2 protein-coding genes and 1 pseudogene are annotated in these 2,598 nt (G+C 69.7%); 2 read left to right on the forward strand and 1 reads right to left on the reverse strand.

Features of this window, described 5'->3' with window-relative positions; all coding sequences use genetic code 11:
- Positions 1-380: 380 nt before the first annotated feature.
- Positions 381-1,421 (forward strand): presenilin family intramembrane aspartyl protease PSH, encoded by a 1,041-nt coding sequence (locus SD626R_RS15350; protein WP_092567187.1) that lies wholly within the window; start codon positions 381-383, stop codon positions 1,419-1,421.
- Between the two features lie 77 nt (positions 1,422-1,498).
- Positions 1,499-1,927 (forward strand): VOC family protein, encoded by a 429-nt coding sequence (locus tag SD626R_RS15355; RefSeq protein ID WP_092567188.1) that lies wholly within the window; start codon positions 1,499-1,501, stop codon positions 1,925-1,927.
- A gap of 24 nt (positions 1,928-1,951) precedes the next feature.
- On the opposite strand, the pseudogene SD626R_RS15360 reads toward SD626R_RS15355, so the two are convergent.
- Positions 1,952-2,598: pseudogene (locus SD626R_RS15360) on the reverse strand (methionine--tRNA ligase); the annotation flags it as partial.

The raw sequence follows: 2,598 nt of genomic DNA on the forward strand, positions 1-2,598 counted from the left end.
ATCCGATACCGCTGCGCTCGCCGCATCGGTATCGGATCTGATAATTCGGACGGTAGCTTCTTGTGCCGCATCGGGCTGTTCGTACACGCCGCGGACGAAACCGACCGGCCCGCCTCACGTCGGGCGGGCCGGTCGGGCACTCGCTTCCACCGTCCGTCGTCCGTCGGCTCTCGGGTTCGGGTCCGACCCGCTCCCACACCGTACCCGAACCCCTTCTGCGGCGCGCGACGGCGTGCCGTCTGCGTTCGCGGCACCGGATCCCTCTCGCGGCGAGCGAGCGCGTTTCGGACCGATTCGACCGATTCGACCGGGTCGATCCCGACCGACTCGCCGACGCGAAGCGCAAGGACGAAACCCCCGGACGCCGAACCCTCGGTCGAATGTTCCCCCGGGAGTACCGCGGCGTCGCCTTCGTCGTCGGCCTGTTCCTCGCCGTTCAGCTGGGCGCGCTGGCGCTGGTCCCCGAGTTCGCCGAGAGCGGGTATCAGGCGGTCGAGAACCCCGACGACCCGACGAACAGCGTCGTGTACGTCCTGGCAATCCTGGTCATGACGGGGGTGATGCTCGCCGCGTTCAAGTACGACTTCGACGGCGCGGTCCGGCTCCTCATCGTCGGCACCTCCGCGTGGCTCTCGTGGTACGTCTTCACCGCGCTGGTGTCGCCGCTGGCGGCGGCCGTGCCGGCGGTCGCGGTCGGCGTCGGACTGCTCGTCTACCCCGAGTGGTACGTGATCGACGCGGCCGGGGTGTTGATGGGCGCCGGCGCGGCCGGGCTGTTCGGCATCTCGTTCGGGCTGCTCCCCGCGCTGATCCTCTTGGCGGTCCTCGCCGTCTACGACGCGATATCCGTGTACGGCACCGAACACATGCTGTCGCTCGCGGAGGGAGTCATGGACCTGAACATCCCCGTGGTGCTCGTGATCCCGCTGTCGCTGTCGTACTCGCTGCTCGGCGACGACGAAGAGGGAGGGAGCGACGGTCCCGACGACGCGACCGTCGCCGAGGTCGCCGACGGGGACGGCGGCGACGAGGCCGCCGGAGACGAGGACGCCGGAAGCGACGAGACTCCTGGAGACGACGAGGCCGCCGACGTCTCGGACCCGACCCCGATCGAGGAGCGCGACGCCTTCTTCATCGGGCTCGGCGACGCCGTGATCCCGGCCGTGCTGGTCGCGAGCGCGGCGACGTTCTCCCCGGCGGCCGCGCTCGCGGTCCCGCTCCTCGGCGTCAACCTCCCCGCGCTGCTCGCGATGGTCGGGAGCCTCGCCGGGCTCCTCGTCCTGATGAGCTGGGTGATCAAGGGCCGGCCGCACGCCGGGCTCCCCCTGTTGAACGGCGGCGCGATCGGCGGCTACCTGATCGGCTCCGTCGCCGCCGGCGTCCCCCTCGCGAACGCGGTGGGGCTCGCCGGGTTCCTCTGACGGGGACCGGTCGGCGGGCAGGGGAACCCGAGCCTCGGGCCGACACGGTTTTGAAATCGGTCGCCGTCGTTCGACCCGTGTCCGATCCGACTCCTCACCACGTCGGCGTCACCGTCGCCGACCTCGACCGCGCCGTCGACTTCTACACCGAGACGTTCGATCTCGACGTCGCCGCCGAGTTCGCCGTGGGCGGCGAGGCGTTCGCGGACGCCGTCGCCGTCGACGGCGCGGCCGCCGACTTCGCGCACCTCGTCGCCGACGGCGACGACGAGACGATCGTCGAACTCGTCGCGTACGACCCCGAGGGCGAGCCGACCGAAGACCCGGAGTTGAACCGACCGGGCGCGGTCCACCTCGGGCTCTCGGTCGACGACGTGGAAGAATTCTACCGCGGGCTCGACGACGGCGTGGAAACGCTCAGCGAACCGCGGACGACCGAGAGCGGGACCACGATCCTGTTCGTCGTCGATCCCGAGGGCAACCTGATCGAAGTGCTGGACGCGTGAGGTCGAAAGAAGCGAGATCGGTCCCTACTTCACTTTCGTGCCCGGACCGGCGTCCTCGTAGGTCGTGAGGAGGTCGGCCTCGTCCCCGGCGGCGAGCACCATCCCGTTCGACTCGACGCCGAACAGCTCCGCCTTCTCCATGTTGGCGAGCACGACGACCTTCGTCCCGGGCAGATCCTCGACATCGTGGAGCTGCTTCAGTCCCGCGACGATCGTCCGCGTCTCGGCGCCGAGGTCGACGCGCAGCTTCAGGAGGTCGTCGGCGCCTTCGATCCCCTCGGCCTCCTCGATCCGGCCGATTCGGATGTCCAGTTCCTGGAAGTCGTCGAAGCTAATCCGGTCGTCGCTGAGGGGTTCGATGTCGGTCATGTCGGTGTCGGCAGTTTCGGCGTCTTCGTCGGTAGCCGCTTCGTCGGTCGATTCGTCCTCGTCGTTTCCATCGCCCGCCTCGGCCTCGGCGACCCGCGACTCCAGCTTCTCGTTGAGCGCCTCGACGCGCTCGTCTTCGATCTGCTCGAACAGCTCGGTCGGCTCCGCGAGGTCGCCGGCGGGACCCTCGCGGGCCGCCTCGACGGTGGCCTCGTGGACCGAGCCGTCCTCGCCGAGCTGGCCCCACAGGCGCTCGCACTTCTCGGGGGCGATCGGCTCGAAGAGGACCGCAATCGCCTTCG

Origin of the sequence: Halorubrum sp. SD626R (assembly GCF_001261915.1) — an archaeon.
Lineage (GTDB): Archaea > Halobacteriota > Halobacteria > Halobacteriales > Haloferacaceae > Halorubrum.